Source organism: Janthinobacterium sp. GW821-FHT03C10 (assembly GCF_059420865.1).
Genome location: NZ_JBWKUN010000002.1, coordinates 331,200 through 345,936, shown reverse-complemented (window position 1 = coordinate 345,936; position 14,737 = coordinate 331,200). Strand labels below are relative to the sequence as shown.

Here is a 14,737-nt window from a genome sequence, read left to right as displayed (position 1 = left end):
GACCCGGAGGTCGTCTTTTGTCGCTGCTTGATTAACCGAGTTTTTCCAGCTGATCCTGCAGATCGAGCCATTCCGCTTCCAGCTGCGCCAGGTCCTTGGTGAAGAAGGTCTGGTCGGCCAGCAATTGCTTCAGCTTGGCCTTGTTGGCGGCGTCATAGATGGTCGGCTCGCCCAGCTTGGCATCGGTTTCCGCCTTTTGCGCGTTGCGCTTGGCGATCTGCTCTTCCTGACGCTTGATCTTGTTCTCGATCGGCTTGCGCAGGGCGGCCGTTTTCTGGCGTTCCTCCGCTTCCTTGCGCTTGTCGCGCACGGGCGCGGCAGGGGCGGCGGCCGGCGCAGGGACGGACGACGTTACCGGGAAGTCGGTCTTGTTGGCCTTGCCGGCGGCCGGCAGCACATCCGTGCCTTTACCCAGCTTGGTCTTGAAGAGCCAGTCCTTGTAGTCGTCCAGGTCGCCGTCGAACGGCTGCAGCTTGCCGTCGGCGACGATGATGAATTCGTCCGTGGTGGCGCGCAGCAAATGGCGATCATGGGAAACGACGACCAGGGTGCCTTCGAACTGCGCCAGCGCTTCCGTCAGCGCTTCGCGCGTTTCCAGATCCAGGTGGTTGGTCGGTTCATCGAGCAGCAGCAGGTTAGGGCGTTGCCAGACGATCAGGGCCAGCGCCAGGCGGGCCTTTTCGCCGCCCGAGAACGGGGCGATGGAAGCGGTGACCATGTTGCCGGGGAAGTTGAAGCCGCCCAGGAAGTTGCGCAATTCCTGCTCGCGCACGGTCGGTGCGATTTTGGCCAGATGCCACAGCGGCGATTCGTCGTGGCGCAGCATTTCCACCTGGTGCTGGGCGAAGTAGCCGATGTTCAGGCCCTTGCCCATGGTGGCGTCGCCCGTCAATGGCATCAGTTCGCCGGCGATGGTCTTGATCAGGGTCGATTTGCCGGCGCCGTTCTGGCCCAGCAAGCCGATACGCTGGCCGATCTGCAGCGAAAACTTGATGCCGTTGACGATGGTCTTGTGCGTGATTTCGCCCGTCGCTTCGTTTTCGATCTTGTAGCCCGCATCGACGTCTTCCATCACCAGCAGCGGGTTCGGGGCCGACAGCGGCTCGCGGAATTCGAACGAGAATTCGGCGGCGGCGCGCAAGGGCGCCAGTTCTTCCATCTTCGCCAGCGCCTTCATGCGGCTTTGCGCCTGGCGCGCTTTCGAGGCTTGCGCCTTGAAGCGGTTTACGAAGGATTCCAGATGGGCACGCTTGCGCTGCTGCTTTTCCAGCGCGCCGGCGGCCAGGATCATCTGCGCCGCGCGCTGACGCTCGAAGCTCGAGTAGTTGCCCGAATAGCGTTTCAGCTTGCGCTCGTCGATATGCACGACCACGTTGACCACTTCGTCGAGGAAGTCGCGGTCATGGGAGATGATCAGCAAGGTGCCGGCGTAGCGCTTGAGCCAGTCTTCCAGCCAGATGATGGCGTCCAGGTCCAAGTGGTTGGTCGGTTCATCGAGCAGCAGCAGGTCGGACGGGCACATCAGCGCTTGCGCCAGGTTCAAGCGCATGCGCCAGCCGCCGGAAAAACTCGCCACCGGCTGCTGCATCTGGTCCAGGGTAAAGCCCAGGCCCAGCAGCAATTGCTCGCCGCGCGACTGCACGGTGTAGGCGTCGGCATCGGCCAGCGCGCTGTAGATCTCGCCGATGGCGATGCCGTTTTCCGATGTGGCCGGCTCCGATTCCAGGCGCGCCAGTTCCGCTTCCAGCTTGCGCAAGGTGACGTCGCCGTCGATCGCGTAGTCGAGTGCGGCACGGTCCAGCGGCGGCGTTTCCTGCGCCACGTAAGCCACGCGCCATTTGGCCGGGAAATCGATCTCGCCCTGGTCAGGGTGCAGTTCGCCGCGCATCATGGCGAACAGGCTCGATTTGCCCGCGCCATTGGCGCCGATCAGGCCGATCTTGTCGCCCGGATTGAGGGTGACGTCGACTTGTTCGAGCAACGGTTTGATGCCGCGCATCAGGCTTACTTGTAGGAAACGTATCATTTTTTTCTTTGTGAAGGCTGGGCTTTACCCCTCGCCGTAAAATTCAGGCATGTCGGAATACGCTACGCTAATCCGACCTACCAAGTCGATCAAACCAGCTTGAGCTGCTCGGCCGTCAGCAGGAATACCATGTCGTCGCCGGCGCTCGTCGTCAGCCAGGTCAGGCCCAGCTCGCCGAAGGCCGCTTCCGCGTAGGCGCGTTCGTTGCCGATTTCAATCATCAGGATGCCGTCGTCCGTCAGGCGCTCGGCTGCGCCGGCGATGATCTTGCGCACCAGGTCCATGCCGTCGCTGCCGCCGTCGAGGGCGATCTGCGGTTCGGCCAGGTATTCCTGGGGCAGGGCGCCCATCGACGCGGAATTCACGTAAGGCGGGTTGCTGATGATCAAATCGTATTTCTTGGCCGGCACGTTCGTGTACAGGTCCGATTCGATCAGGTGCACGCGGTCTTGCAATTTGTACGTGTCGACGTTGCGCTTGGCCACGGCCAGCGCATCGGCGGAAATGTCCACGGCGTCGACGCTGGCGTTCGGGAAGGCGTCGGCCATCATGATCGACAGGCAGCCCGAACCGGTGCACAGTTCCAGGATGTTTTCCACGGCTTCCGGTTCCGCCACCCATGGCGAGAAGTATTCAGGGATCAGCTCGGCGATGAAGGAGCGGGGCACGATCACGCGCTCGTCGACGTAGAAGTTATACGTGCCCAGCCAGCCTTCCTTGGTGATGTAGGCGGCCGGCACGCGGTCGATGCTGCGGCGGTCGATGACCGTCATCACGCTGGCCACTTCCGACGGCAGCAGCTTGGCGTCGAGAAACGGTTCGAGCTTGTCGAGCGGCAACTTCAAGGTGTGCAGGATCAGATAGGCCGCTTCGTCGAACGCTTCGGCGCTGCCGTGGCCGAAAAACAGCTTGGCGGTGTTGAAACGGGTGACGGCGTAGCGCAGCAGGTCGCGTGGCGTGGAAAACGGGTTCGGGGTCATGGCATTCTCGAAAAGACGGTGTTCTGGCCCGCCGTGACGGGCCTCGGTATTCTGGTTCAGACGGGCAGCAAATGCTCCAGCGTGCGCCGGTAAATATTCTTCAGGGGATCGATGTGGCGCAGTTCGATGTGCTCGTCGATCTTGTGAATACTGGCATTGGGCGGCCCGAATTCTATCACTTGGGGGCAGAGTTGCGCGATAAACCGGCCATCCGAGGTACCGCCCGTGGTCGACAGCTCCGTCGTGAGGCCCGTTTCTTCCAGGATGGCCGACGACAGCGCATCGGAGAGGGTGCCGCGCGGCGTGAGGAAGGGCAGGCCGCTCAGGGTCCATTGTAAATCGTATTGCAAGTCATGCTTGTCGAGGATGGCGTGCACCCTTTCCTGCAGGCTTTCCGCCGTGCTGGCCGTGGAAAAGCGGAAGTTAAAATCGATCACCATGTCGCCCGGAATCACGTTATTGGCGCCCGTGCCCGCGTTGATGTTCGACATTTGCCACGAGGTCGGCAGGTAATACTCGTTGCCGGCGTCCCATTTCTCTTCGACCAGGTCGGCCAGCGCCTGCGCCGCCTCGTGGATCGGGTTTTTCGCCAGGTGCGGGTAGGCGATATGGCCTTGCACGCCCTTGATCGTCAGGCGGCCTGACAGGGAGCCGCGGCGGCCGTTCTTGATCATGTCGCCCAGCTGCGCGCTCGAGGTCGGCTCGCCCACCAGGCAATAGTCGATCTGCTCGCCGCGCGCCTTCAGTTGCTCGCAGACGATGACGGTGCCGTCCGTGGCCGGGCCTTCCTCGTCGCTGGTGATCAAAAAAGCGATGGAACCCGTGTGCCCGGGCGTGGCGGCGATGAATTCCTCGCAAGCGACCACCATGGCGGCGATCGAGGTCTTCATGTCGGCCGCGCCACGGCCGTACAGCTTGCCGTCGCGGTGCGTGGGAATGAAGGGCAGCGAGCGCCATTGCTCGACGGGGCCGGTCGGCACCACGTCCGTATGGCCGGCAAAGACGAATACGGGCGAGGTGGTGCCGCGGCGTGCCCACAGGTTGGTGACGTCGTTCGACTGGATCGTCTCGCAGACAAAGCCCAGCGGCGTGAGGAGGTCGATCAGGTGCTGCTGGCAGCCTTTGTCGTCGGGCGTGACCGAGGACAGGGCGATCAGTTTTTCGGTCAGGGCGAGGGTTTTGGAGGTGGTCATGGTGTGGAGCGGGGTCGTACCCTTGGGACTCGGCGTCCCCGTACGACCCCAGCTTTGCAGGTGTCGGGTTTAAACTGAAAAAATGTTCTTGTACTGGGCATCGGAAAACGCCACGCTATACTTTCCATCCTTGTCCAGCACGGGGCGCTTGATGATGGATGGGTTTTCCAGCATCAGTTCCAGGGCGCTGGCGGCGTCGACGGTGGCGGCTTTGCGCTCGTCGGACAGGGCGCGCCAGGTCGTGCCTTTCTTGTTGACCAGCACATCCCACGGCAATTGCCCGAGCCACGCTTCCACTGTGGCGCGTTCCAGGCCCTGCTTCTTGAAGTCGTGGAAGGTGAAATCGAGTTGCTGCGCGGCCAGCCAGGTGCGGGCCTTTTTGACGGTATCGCAGTTGGGGATACCGTAGAGTGTAATGGTCGTCATGGGTAGGGCTAAGGGGAATGAATGCGGTTCGCTTGATCGCGGCGCTTGCGCCAGGCCAAAATGCGATGGTAGCCGCCATTATACAGTCGATGCGCAGTCGATGCGGCAGTGCAACACGGTTGCATGTTGCGGGCAGGTTCAGGGCCAGGCGCTGCGAATGCCCAGTTGCGTGGCCACCTGGCCGAAGTCGCGGTGCGTGGATAGCGGCGTGGCGGATGCCATCGCCAGCTTGGGCGCGGCGCGGTGGAACAGCACCCCTGCCGTTTCATCATTCTTGTGGCGCGACATGTAGAGCATGCCATCGACCTCGTCCGGATGCGCATGGATGGCGGCCGACCAGGCTTTGGTGGTTTGACACGACGATGTGCCGCTGAGCCCCGCGTGGCCGCCCAGCTTCCGGAGGGCGGCACCCGTCAGGTCGGCCAGGATGAGTGTTTCTCCCGTGAACCGTATGACAAAGCGCGCCTGTATCACGGCCAGGCCGATGATGAAGTGGTTGCGGATGGGCTTGCGGTCGTGCAGCAGGGTTTCGGCCAGCGCCACGGCCAGCGATGCGCCCAGGTAGCAGGTGCCGAAACGGGCCGCCGCTTGCGGGTGGGGATCGTCGAAGCGGTAGGTATTCGCCCTGCCGAAGTACGGTTCACCCGTGGCATGGCCGGAAACCCGGTACAAGGTGGCGGGATCGCAGCGCACCGTTTGCAGCGCTGCGGGCAGTTGCGGCAAGCGGGGCAGGCGCAAGGTTGCCACGGTGTCGCCGCTATTCGTCGGCGTAGGCGCGGGCGGCCGCCATCACGGCGTCGAGTTTTCCTTTTGCCAGGGCTTGCAGCGGCGACTTGCCGCCCAGCGACAGGCGCGGGGCGGTAAAAAAGTCCCATTTGGCGGCGCCGGGCAAGTCGCCGAGAATTTTGCTGACTTTTTCCAGGGTGTGGCGGTCGTGGCGGGGATCGGCGAAAAATGCGGGGTAAACATATTCGCCGGAGGCGCCGCGCAAGGCGAACAGGCGCCTGGCTTTCAGTGCCGCACTGATTGCCTGCGGCGTGACTGCCAGCCGGGCGCGCAATTCGGGGCCGGATAGCAAGCTGTGCGAGGCCACGTCTTTTTCACGCTGCTGCCGTTCCTGCTCTTCCAGGCCGCGCATGAATTGCCGGGTGCTGACGTGGCCTGCCTGAATGTCGAGGACGGAAGCCAGGTTCAGTTCGCGCTCGGCCACGATATCGAGATCGCGCCGCATTTGCGCCAGCAGCGCGGGCCGGTCGTCGTGCGGTACGGCGTCCAGCAGCGATGCATAGGCTTCCTGGAAGGTGTCTTGCGCAATGTTGAAGCGCAAGCCGGTGGCGCTGGCGGCCAGCGTATCCGCCAGCTGCCTGGCCAGCGAGGGCGCGGCTGGAGCATGGGCGGCTTCGGTGACTGCCTCATCAATTGTGCCGGTGTCGCCATTGCCGGCAGGGCGACGTGTGTTTGATGTGTTTGACATGGCCAACTCCTTGCAATGCATGTTTCAGCATAGGACACGAAGTCAAACAAAGCAAACAAAGCAAGTAAATTAAATCTCAACGCGTTGATGCAGCACAAACCTCGAGTGCGGCGGCCTACACGGGCCGTGGCGCCGCCTTGCCCGGTTCGGCAGGACCGAAATGCAGGCCCAGCCGCAAGGCCAGGGCGCGCAGGGCGCCGCTTTCCTGCAGGTGCAGGGCCAGCGCGATGTGGCCGTCGGGGCGTACGAGGTAGGCAGCGTCGCGGCCCAGGCCGGCCAGCTTGGCGGCCACGTTATAGGTGTAGCAATGCACGGGCAGTTTCAGCACGCGCGCCTCGTCGAGCAGCTCGGGCGCCGGCTCGCCATAGATGTGCAATTGCCAATCCATGCTGCGCAGGGCGATAAAATTGTCTTGCGTGCCGTCCGAGAACCAGGGCAGGCGGTCGCCGCCGCGCAGGTATTCCGCATGGCCGGCGGAGAGGGCGCTGTCTTCATAGCTGATCTCGATTTGCGATACGGTCTTGAACAGCAAGCGGCGCGCCCGCGCGAAGCCGGACAGGAAGGGCAGCGCGTGCGGCACCAGCCAGCGCCGCAGGAATTGCCCGGCGATGCCTTGCGCGACGATGGACTGGAAGGCGCGGTCGGTTGTGGCGACGAGCTTGCGGGCAAACACGATGCGCTCGCTTTCATAGGTGTCGAGCAGGGCATCGTTGCTTTGGCCGTGCAGCTTTTGCGCCAGTTTCCAGGCCAGGTTGACGGCGTCGCCCAGGCCCGTGTTCATGCCCTGGCCGCCCACGGGGCTGTGCAAGTGGGCCGCGTCGCCGAGGATGAAGCAGCGCCGGGCGCGGAATTGGGCCGCTACCCGGTGATGCACTTTATAGGTGGAAAACCAGTTCACGTGTTCGACGTGGATGCCCAGCAAGGCTTGCACCTGTTCCCGCACGTCGTCGAAGACGGGCGCCGGCGCGCCGTCGGAACGGTCGGGCAGGATGCCGATCAGGCGCTGCATGCCGCTGGTGCGCACGGGCAGCATCAGCGCGAAAGAGTTCGCGCCCAGGTGGGCGTGCAAATCCGTATTGTTGCCGGCCACTTGCGCGTCGGCCACGTAGTACAGGTGGTCGTAGGTGCCGCCCGAGAACGCGAACCCGGCGATCTCGCGTACCTTGCTGCGGGCGCCGTCGCAGCCGCAGATATAGTCAAACGTGCAATATTGACGTTCGCCATCCTTGAGCAGGATGGCTTGCACTTCGCTATCGTCCTGCGTCCACAGGTCCAGCGTGACGTTCCATTCCACGTGCACGCCGGCCGCCGCCAGCTTGCTGATCAGGAAGCGTTCATGCTCGTCCTGGGGCAGGCTCAGCACGAAAGGATAGGGGCTCAGCCCTTCGCCGATCTCGCCCAGCGCCAGTTTTACCAGCTCTTCGCCCCCTTCATGGATGTGCATGGCATTGATCTTGATGCCCAGGCTGACCAGCTCGTCCGCAAAGCCCAGCTGCTGGTAAAACTCCAGGGTGCGCGCATGCACGGCCATGGCCCGCGACGCCTGCCCGGGGCCGCTGTTTTTATCGATGATGCGGCAATCGACGCCATGGCGCGCCAGGCGCAAGGCAAGCATGAGGCCGGTAGGACCGGCGCCGACGATCAAGACGGGAGGAGTATTCATGCCATCCAGTATAGGACAGGATGGAACAGGACAGCGGGACGATTGAAGTTGCTAGTCGGAAATAAAAATGTCCCGCCGGAGCGGGACATTCAGGGTGCTGCGTGCGCCTTGCGGCGCAGTCATCAGATACCGCGCAGCAACTCGTTGATGCCCGTCTTGGCGCGGGTTTTTGCATCGACGCGCTTGACGATCACGGCGCAGTACAGCGAGTACTTGCCGTCTTCCGAAGGCAGGTTGCCCGAGACCACGACGGAGCCTGCTGGCACGCGGCCGTAGGTCACTTCGCCCGTGGCGCGGTCGTAGATCTTGGTCGACTGGCCGATGTACACGCCCATCGAGATGACGGAATTTTCTTCGACGATCACGCCTTCGACGATTTCCGAGCGGGCGCCGATGAAGCAGTTGTCTTCGATGATGGTCGGGTTCGCTTGCATCGGTTCCAGCACGCCGCCGATGCCGACGCCGCCGGACAGGTGGACGTTCTTGCCGATCTGCGCGCAGGAACCGACGGTGGCCCAGGTGTCGACCATGGCGCCTTCATCGACGTAGGCGCCGATGTTGACGTAGGACGGCATCAGCACGACGTTCTTGGCGATGAAGCTGCCGCGGCGGGCGACGGCTGGCGGCACCACGCGGAAACCGCCCTTGGCGAAGTCTTCGGCCGTGTAGTTGGCGAACTTGGTCGGCACCTTGTCGTAGAACTGCATCGTGCCATCTGATGGCAGGACGACGTTGTCTTCCAGGCGGAACGACAGCAGCACGGCTTTCTTGACCCACTGGTTGACGACCCAGTCGCCCGAGGTTTTTTCCGCCACGCGGATGCTGCCGTTGTCCAGGCCATTGATGACGTGGGAGACGGCGTCGCGCAGTTCGGCCGTGCCGTTGCGCGGATTGATCTCGGCGCGGTTTTCCCAGGCCTGGTCGATGATGGTTTGCAGTTGTTGGCTCATGATGATGTCTTGTTCATTTAGTTGGTTGATGCGGATGCGGAAAGCTGCTGGCAGAATTTTACTATGCGCAACGCCGCTTCCAGCCCTTCGGCCGTTTCGGCCACCAGGGCCATGCGGATGCGGTTGCGGCCCGGATTGATGCCGTGCGCGTCGCGCGCCAGGTAGCTGCCAGGCAATACCGTGACATTATATTCGGCGTACAGGCGTTGCGCGAATTCGGTGTCGGACAGTCCCGTGCGGCTGACGTCGGCCCACAGGTAGAAACCGGCGTCCGGCAATTGCACGTCCATCACCGATTGCAGCAGCGGCGTGATGGCGTCGAACTTGGCGCGGTACTTGGCGCGATTTTCCTCGACATGGGTTTCGTCGTTCCAGGCCGCGACGGAGGCCGCCTGCACGGCGGGGCTCATGGCGCCGCCGTGGTAGGTTCGGTAGAGCAGGAATTTTTTCAGTACTTCCGCGTCGCCGGCGACGAAGCCCGAGCGCATGCCCGGCACGTTCGAGCGCTTCGACAGGCTGGAAAACACCACCAGGCGCGCATACGGGCGCTCGATCGTGGACAGGCCCAGCATGTGCGCCGCCTGCAGCGCGCCCAGCGGAGGCGTGTCGCCGTGGTAGATCTCGGAATAGCACTCGTCGGCGGCGATGACGAAGTCGTAGCGCTCGGACAGGGCGAACAGGTGTTCCCAGTCCGTCAGGGTGAGCACGGCGCCCGTCGGGTTGCCCGGTGAACACAGGAACAGCAGCTTGACCTTTTCCCACACGCTGGTCGGTACGCTGTCGTAATCGCAGCCGAAATTGCGCGCCGGGTCGGAGTTGACGAAATACGGTTCGGCGCCGGCCAGGTAGGCCGCGCCTTCATAGATCTGGTAGAACGGATTCGGGCTGATCACGAGCGAACCGGCCGACGGATCGATCACCGTTTGCGCCAGCGCAAACAGCGCTTCGCGCGAACCGTTCACGGGCAGGATTTGCGTGGCAGGATTGAGCTTGGGGATGCCGTAGCGGCGCTCCAGCCAGCTGGCAATCGCGCTGCGCAAGGCTTCCGAACCGATGGTGGTCGGATAGCTGGCCAGGCCGTGGATATTGTCGACCAGCGCCTGCTCGATGAAGGCCGGCGTCGGGTGCTTGGGTTCGCCCATGCCCAGGCTGATGGGCGCATACTCGGGATTGACCGTCACGCCGGCAAACAGCTGGCGCAGCTTTTCGAATGGATATGGTTGCAGTTTAGCAAGAAGTGGATTCACGGAACGGACCAGGGCAAGAGTGGAAAGACGATGTTGCTGAGCGATGTAGCTTGGTAGTGTTGCTTAGTCATGACTGAACGATTGCTTGGCGCGGCAGACTTGATGCCGGTCAAATAATAGGCTGCGTCTTTCATTATAGCCGTCCTCGCGGGGCCGCTGTGCAAGCCGCGTCAGCTTGACCGCTGCCCGCCTGCTCCGGGCAGGCCGCAGCGGGGAGTGCCGCGCCATGGCGCGGCAAGGTAAAATACGGCATGCCTATCTTACTTCCCACCTTGCTTGCCATTGAAACTTCGTCCGAACTCGCCTCCTGCGCCTTGCTGCGCGGCGATGTCGTCCTGTCCCGTGCCTCGTCGGGCGTGCGCACCCATTCCCAGTCGATCTTGCCGATGGTGCAGGAATTGCTGGCGGAAGCGGGCGTGACCCTGGCCGACGTGGATGCCATCGCCTACGGCTCCGGCCCCGGCTCGTTTACGGGCGTGCGCACGGCCTGCGGCATCGCGCAGGGCCTGGCCTATGGCGCCAAGCTGCCCGTCGTGCCCGTCGTCACGCTCGACGCCATGGCCCTCGCTTGCCACCAGCAGCATGGCGCACAGCGCATCGTGACCGTGCTCGACGCCCGCATGGGCGAAGTGTACTGGGCGCAGTACGACTATCAAGATGGCTTGCAAGCCGTGCTGCCGCCGGCCCTGAGCGCGCCGGCCGGCGTGGCGCCGCAAGGCGACGTGGCCGGCTGCGGCAACGGCTTTGGCGCCTACGCCGAAGCGCTGGCTGCGTTGCCGTGCGCCGCCACGGCCGATGCCGCCATCATGCCGCACGCCGTGCAGGTGGCGCAGCTGGCGCGCATCGCGTTTGCGGCCGGCCAGTGCGTGACGGCGGCCGAGGCGCAGCCTTTGTATTTGCGCAACAAGATCGCGTATACCAGTGCCGAGCGCCTCGACATGCAACAGGCCAAGGCCGCCACGGAGTCCGCGCAATGAGCGTGGAGGGCCACGACAATGCTGCCGGCTGGGACTTGCTGCGCCTCGACTATCAGCCGATGTGTGAGGCGGACCTGTTGGAGGTGCTGGCGCTGGAGCAGCGCGTGTATCCGCATCCTTGGACGCACGGCAACTTCGTCGATTCCCTCAACAGCGGCTACCCGGCCTGGGTGCTGCGCGACGTGGATGGCACCTTGCTCGGCTACTTCTTGCTGATGCTGGTCGTCGACGAAGCGCATTTGCTGAACGTGGCCGTCGAGGGCGCCATCCAGGGGCAGGGACTGGGCCGCTTCCTGCTGAACCAGTCCTGCGCCTGCGCGCGCCAGCTGGGCATGGAATCGATGCTGCTGGAAGTGCGCCCGTCGAATACGCGCGCGCTCGATATTTACCAGCGCTATGGATTTGAACAGATCGGCCGCCGCAAGGGATATTATCCGGCGGCCAATTCGCAACGTGAGGACGCCATCGTCATGCGTTATACCTTATGAGCCGCAGCGCCGTTTTCCTCGATGAAATGGGCGTGGGGCCGTTGTGGCGCCTGCGCCAGGGTGTTGCCCCCGAGGCTATTGAAGCTCTTGAAGCTCCCGTGGAGATGGAAACCGCTTTGGCGCCAACCGTGGCCGAAGCCGCTGAAGCCGTGATCGAGGTGGTTGCCGAGGTGGCCGCTGCGGTCGTCGTCGAAGTTGCCGCCGAGGTGCGGGCCGAAGCGCCCGTCGCCGTTGCCGCTACGCCATTGCCTGCCGCCGCGCCCGACGATACGGCCTGGTTCGACGATGCGCCTCTGCCGCCGCCCGCCAGACAGCTCAGCGATACGGACATCGCCGCCCTCGACTGGGATGGCTTGGCGGCCGCCGTGTCCAAATGCGCGCGCTGCGACTTGTGCAAGACGCGCAAGGGCGTCGTCATGGGCCGTGGCGACCGCCAGGGTGCCTGGCTGATGCTGGCCAGCAGCCCGTCCCGGCTGGAAGAGCGGGAAGGGCGCGCCTTGCCGGGCGAGCAGGGCAAGTTGCTCGACAATATGTTGAAAGCCATCGCCGTTGACGCGGCCAGCGACGTGTACATCACGCACTTGCTGAAATGCCGTCCGCTCGACGCGGCGGGCCAGGAACGCTTGCCCACCGAGGCCGAGTCCGCCGCCTGCCGCCCGTATTTTGACCGCGAACTGGCTCTGCTGCAGCCGCGCACTATTTTGACGCTCGGCTCGATGGCCGCCGCCGGCATCCATCCCGGCGAAAAGCCCGCGCGCGGCAAGGTGCGCCAGCTGGGCAATGCCTCGCTGATCGCCACCTTCCATCCGGAAATGCTGTTGCAGGACGAGACGGGCAAGGCCAAGGCGCGCGCCTGGGCCGACCTGTGCCTGGCGAAAAGCACGCACGGTGGTTGATACGGCCGTCGCTACTTTCCAGGCCCGCTTCGAGCAGCGCTGGGGCCATCTGACGCACCCCCGCGTGCGGGCGCTGGCCTGGCTGCTCGACTCGCCCGACTTGCTGGACCCGTCCAGCCCCCACTGGGGCGGGCACATCGCCAGCTTGCCTCCCGTTACGCCTGCCGTGGCCGCCTGGCTGGGGGCGCTGCAGGATGACCCATCGCCGCTCGATGCGGCGCTGGGGTCGAAATTCTATTCCCGCCTGGGCCTGTATGCTGAAAAGCTGCTGGCCTTTTATTTTGAGCAACACGGCGTGCTGGCTGCGCATGGCCTGCAGGTGCAGGTCAACCGCAACGACACGGTCGGCGAATTCGATTTCCTGCTGCATGACGACAGCGAATTGCTGCACTGGGAATTCGCCACCAAGTTCTACCTGCTCGAAGGCACGCCCGATCCCGGCGTCTTCAACCACTTGATCGGCCCGAATCTGGCCGACACCCTGGGCTTGAAGATGCGCAAGATTCTCGACAAGCAACTGGCCCTGTCCCGCCATCCGGCCGCGCAAAGCCTGCTGGCGCAGCCCGTGCGCGCGGCGCAGGCGCTCGTCAAGGGCTGGCTGTTTTACGCCCTCGGCACGGCGCCCGGCATGGACGGCATTTCCCCGGCACACGGTCACGGCTTCTGGTGCACGCCGGCACAATTGCCGGAACAGCGTTATATCGTGCTGCCGCGCCTGCAATGGCTGGCGCCGTTCAAGGGGTGCGGGGTGGCAGTGCTGGATGTGGAAGCCTTGCGCGCGCAGTTGTTTGATCTGGCGCAACCGGTGATGGTGGCCACGGTGGATACTATCGAAGGCTGGGAAGTGGAGCGCACGCGCGGTTTTGTCGTGCCGCATGACTGGACGGAGCAGGCTGCCGCGCGGCGGATAGCAGGTGCGCTACCTGCGTAACCATGAACCACAGCCGTAACGCCGGAGTCATGTAGGTCGGATTAGCGCATAGCGCGTAATCCGACGCCACATTGCTTAATGCTTCTGCTCGCCAATCAATGACAAGTTGTCATGCTCAGCCTGGTTCAGCTTGTGCTTGCGCATGATGGCGTACATGGTGCCGGCGACGAACAGGCCGAACAGGGTGATGATGATATTGAGTGGCAGGTGCAAACGGATCATGATCGAATACACGGCCAGCATGGTGAGAATCGACAGGTTCTCGTTGAAGTTCTGCACGGCGATGGAATGGCCCGCGCTCATCAGGACGTGGCCGCGATGTTGCAGCAGGGCATTCATGGGCACGACGAAGAAGCCGGACAGGGCGCCGATCAGGATCAGCAGCGGGTAGGCGATCCATACGGAGTGTACTTGCGTCATCATCATGACGATCACGCCCATGGCGATGCCGAGCGGAATGACGGTCAGCGACTTGCGCAGCGGAATGAAGCGCGCCGACAGCACGGCGCCGGCCGCCACGCCGATGGCGACCACGCCCACCAGGCTGGTCGCCTTGTCGAACGGCATGTTCAAGGATTGCTTGGCCCATTCCAGCACGATCAGCTGCAAGGTGGCGCCAGCGCCCCAGAACAGGGTCGTCACGGCCAGGGTGATCTGGCCCAGCTTGTCTTTCCACAGGATGGAATAGCAATTGGCAAAATCGGTGATCAGTTTGATAGGATTGCGTTCTTGGTGCGGATACACGCAGCCCGTGTCGGGAATCTTCAGGTTGGCCAGGGTTGCCAGCGCATAGATGCCGACCACCACGCACAGGGCCGCTTCCGTCTTGCTGGTGATGCCCGTGTCGATCAGGGGGAAGTCGAAGGACAGCAGCAGGTCGGACACGTGGCCGCTGACGAGCGCGCCGCCCATGACGGTGCCGAGGATGATGGAGGTGACGGTCAAGCCTTCGATCCAGCCGTTCGCCGCCACGAGCTTTTCCGGCGGCAGCAGTTCCGTCAGGATGCCGTACTTGGCGGGCGAATACACGGCCGCGCCGAAGCCGACGACGGCATAGGCCAGCAGCGGGTGCACATGGAAGAAGACGAGGGCGCAGCCGAAGATCTTGACCATGTTGGCGATGAACATGACCTTGCCTTTCGGCAAAGCATCCGCGAAAGCGCCGACAAAAGCTGCCAACAGCACGTAAAACAAGACGAACGATAATTTGAGTAGCGGCGTGATCCACGCCGGGGATTTCATGGACACCAATAAATCGACGGCGACAAAAAAGAGGGCGTTATCGGCCAGCGAGGAAAAGAACTGCGCCGCCATGATGGTATAAAAACCACGATTCATTCTGGAATGCCTGAAATCATATCTGGCTTGCTTTATACCACGAAAAAACGGCAAACCCCAAGTTTGGACGGGGCCGCTTTGCATAGTCTTGCCTAAGCGAAGCTTAATTAATCTGCCGTAGAAAAATACATCACATGTGAGCATTTTG

Annotated in this window: 14 protein-coding genes; 4 read left to right on the top strand and 10 right to left on the bottom strand. The window is 63.1% G+C overall.

Going from position 1 to position 14,737, the window contains the following annotated elements; all coding sequences use genetic code 11:
- Positions 1-31 precede the first annotated feature (31 nt).
- The 9 genes from AC07VH_RS09385 to dapC form a co-directional block, all read right to left on the bottom strand.
- Positions 32-2,026 (bottom strand): ATP-binding cassette domain-containing protein, encoded by a 1,995-nt coding sequence (locus tag AC07VH_RS09385; protein WP_230540458.1) that lies wholly within the window; start codon positions 2,024-2,026, stop codon positions 32-34.
- Positions 2,027-2,115: 89 nt separating this feature from the next.
- A complete protein-coding gene (gene prmB, locus AC07VH_RS09380) occupies positions 2,116-3,006 on the bottom strand; it encodes a 50S ribosomal protein L3 N(5)-glutamine methyltransferase (protein ID WP_475415245.1) in 891 nt (296 codons plus the stop codon).
- A gap of 56 nt (positions 3,007-3,062) precedes the next feature.
- Positions 3,063-4,199 (bottom strand): succinyl-diaminopimelate desuccinylase, encoded by a 1,137-nt coding sequence (gene dapE, locus AC07VH_RS09375; RefSeq protein WP_494787298.1) that lies wholly within the window; start codon positions 4,197-4,199, stop codon positions 3,063-3,065.
- Between the two features lie 69 nt (positions 4,200-4,268).
- The gene (locus AC07VH_RS09370) at positions 4,269-4,625 is read right to left on the bottom strand and encodes an ArsC family reductase (RefSeq protein WP_494787297.1); all 357 of its coding nucleotides are present in this window, start codon (positions 4,623-4,625) and stop codon (positions 4,269-4,271) included.
- Positions 4,626-4,763: 138 nt separating this feature from the next.
- On the bottom strand, positions 4,764-5,372 hold the full coding sequence (locus tag AC07VH_RS09365; RefSeq protein WP_489630368.1) for an RES family NAD+ phosphorylase: 609 nt from the start codon (positions 5,370-5,372) through the stop codon (positions 4,764-4,766).
- A gap of 10 nt (positions 5,373-5,382) precedes the next feature.
- Complete coding sequence (locus tag AC07VH_RS09360; RefSeq protein ID WP_494787296.1) at positions 5,383-6,099, bottom strand: hypothetical protein; 717 nt, start codon at positions 6,097-6,099, stop codon at positions 5,383-5,385.
- 115 nt (positions 6,100-6,214) lie between these two features.
- Complete coding sequence (locus tag AC07VH_RS09355; RefSeq protein WP_494787295.1) at positions 6,215-7,762, bottom strand: FAD-dependent oxidoreductase; 1,548 nt, start codon at positions 7,760-7,762, stop codon at positions 6,215-6,217.
- A 122-nt stretch (positions 7,763-7,884) separates the two neighbouring features.
- Positions 7,885-8,712 carry a 2,3,4,5-tetrahydropyridine-2,6-dicarboxylate N-succinyltransferase gene (gene dapD, locus AC07VH_RS09350; protein ID WP_070223998.1) on the bottom strand — a complete coding sequence of 276 codons (828 nt, stop codon included), beginning with the start codon at positions 8,710-8,712 and terminating at the stop codon, positions 7,885-7,887.
- 17 nt (positions 8,713-8,729) lie between these two features.
- Positions 8,730-9,959, bottom strand: a complete 1,230-nt coding sequence (dapC, locus tag AC07VH_RS09345) for a succinyldiaminopimelate transaminase (RefSeq protein ID WP_494787294.1) — start codon at positions 9,957-9,959, stop codon at positions 8,730-8,732.
- 251 nt (positions 9,960-10,210) lie between these two features.
- Here dapC and tsaB point away from each other — a divergent pair, with 251 nt between their 5' ends.
- From tsaB to AC07VH_RS09325, 4 genes are read left to right on the top strand one after another with little or no spacing between them, the layout of a single operon-like run.
- Positions 10,211-10,936 carry a tRNA (adenosine(37)-N6)-threonylcarbamoyltransferase complex dimerization subunit type 1 TsaB gene (gene tsaB, locus AC07VH_RS09340; protein WP_494787293.1) on the top strand — a complete coding sequence of 242 codons (726 nt, stop codon included), beginning with the start codon at positions 10,211-10,213 and terminating at the stop codon, positions 10,934-10,936.
- Complete coding sequence (rimI, locus tag AC07VH_RS09335; RefSeq protein ID WP_494787292.1) at positions 10,933-11,424, top strand: ribosomal protein S18-alanine N-acetyltransferase; 492 nt, start codon at positions 10,933-10,935, stop codon at positions 11,422-11,424. Before tsaB ends, rimI begins: the two co-directional genes overlap by 4 nt.
- Positions 11,421-12,320: a uracil-DNA glycosylase gene (locus AC07VH_RS09330; protein ID WP_494787291.1), complete on the top strand. Its 900-nt coding sequence runs from the start codon at positions 11,421-11,423 to the stop codon at positions 12,318-12,320. The genes rimI and AC07VH_RS09330 overlap by 4 nt, the downstream gene beginning before the upstream one ends.
- A complete protein-coding gene (locus AC07VH_RS09325) occupies positions 12,313-13,251 on the top strand; it encodes a DUF1853 family protein (RefSeq protein ID WP_494787290.1) in 939 nt (312 codons plus the stop codon). Before AC07VH_RS09330 ends, AC07VH_RS09325 begins: the two co-directional genes overlap by 8 nt.
- Positions 13,252-13,326: 75 nt before the next feature.
- On the opposite strand, the gene lplT is transcribed toward AC07VH_RS09325, so the two are convergent.
- Positions 13,327-14,589, bottom strand: a complete 1,263-nt coding sequence (lplT, locus tag AC07VH_RS09320; protein WP_475415255.1) for a lysophospholipid transporter LplT — start codon at positions 14,587-14,589, stop codon at positions 13,327-13,329.
- Between the last annotated feature and the right edge of the window lie 148 nt (positions 14,590-14,737).

Excerpts from the sequence above, each read along its gene's own strand:
- AC07VH_RS09385 (WP_230540458.1), bottom strand. The coding sequence starts at position 2,026 with ATGATACGTTTCCTACAAGTAAGCCTGATGCGCGGCATCAAACCGTTG.
- prmB (WP_475415245.1), bottom strand. The coding sequence starts at position 3,006 with ATGACCCCGAACCCGTTTTCCACGCCACGCGACCTGCTGCGCTACGCC.
- dapE (WP_494787298.1), bottom strand. The coding sequence starts at position 4,199 with ATGACCACCTCCAAAACCCTCGCCCTGACCGAAAAACTGATCGCCCTG.
- AC07VH_RS09370 (WP_494787297.1), bottom strand. The coding sequence starts at position 4,625 with ATGACGACCATTACACTCTACGGTATCCCCAACTGCGATACCGTCAAA.
- AC07VH_RS09360 (WP_494787296.1), bottom strand. The coding sequence starts at position 6,099 with ATGTCAAACACATCAAACACACGTCGCCCTGCCGGCAATGGCGACACC.
- AC07VH_RS09355 (WP_494787295.1), bottom strand. The coding sequence starts at position 7,762 with ATGAATACTCCTCCCGTCTTGATCGTCGGCGCCGGTCCTACCGGCCTC.
- dapD (WP_070223998.1), bottom strand. The coding sequence starts at position 8,712 with ATGAGCCAACAACTGCAAACCATCATCGACCAGGCCTGGGAAAACCGC.
- tsaB (WP_494787293.1), top strand. The coding sequence starts at position 10,211 with ATGCCTATCTTACTTCCCACCTTGCTTGCCATTGAAACTTCGTCCGAA.
- rimI (WP_494787292.1), top strand. The coding sequence starts at position 10,933 with ATGAGCGTGGAGGGCCACGACAATGCTGCCGGCTGGGACTTGCTGCGC.
- AC07VH_RS09330 (WP_494787291.1), top strand. The coding sequence starts at position 11,421 with ATGAGCCGCAGCGCCGTTTTCCTCGATGAAATGGGCGTGGGGCCGTTG.
- lplT (WP_475415255.1), bottom strand. The coding sequence starts at position 14,589 with ATGAATCGTGGTTTTTATACCATCATGGCGGCGCAGTTCTTTTCCTCG.